General features: G+C 80.2%; 1 pseudogene. It reads right to left on the bottom strand.

From position 1 onward, the window contains the following. Positions 1-394, bottom strand: a pseudogene (locus IH45_RS1000000150540) (aspartate aminotransferase family protein); the annotation flags it as partial.

Below are 394 nucleotides of genomic sequence, written 5' to 3'. Positions count from 1 at the left end.
GTGTCGCGCCGGCGGGCGGGGGCCTCGGTCCGGGGCGGCCGGGCGGGGTCGTCCGGGGGCGCGCCGGAGTCGTACGTACGGCCCAAGGCGTCGGGTCCGTGCAGGTCGTACGGGTAGACCAGGGCGGCCAGTTCGCGGGCCGTGCGGGCTTCGAGGGCGGAGGCGGCGGGGGCCTGGTCCCAGGAATCCATGGACGGGTTCAGGGCGGCGGCGGCCAGGTCGGCCGCGGCGGCGAGGGCCAGCGGCGGGCAGTGCAGGTGGGCCGCGCAGTGCGGGTCGGCGGGGTCGGCGGCGCCTTCGGCCATGCCGTGGACCAGGGTGCGCAGTGCCTCGTGGGGCCCGCTGCCGGTCTCGGGGAGGACCGGGCCTGCGGCCTCCCGCAGCCGCGCGGCGA

Source organism: Streptomyces rimosus subsp. rimosus (genome assembly GCF_000720725.1).
GTDB classification, from domain to species: Bacteria; Actinomycetota; Actinomycetes; order Streptomycetales; family Streptomycetaceae; genus Streptomyces; species Streptomyces rimosus_A.
This window is presented reverse-complemented; position numbering and strand designations above follow the sequence as displayed.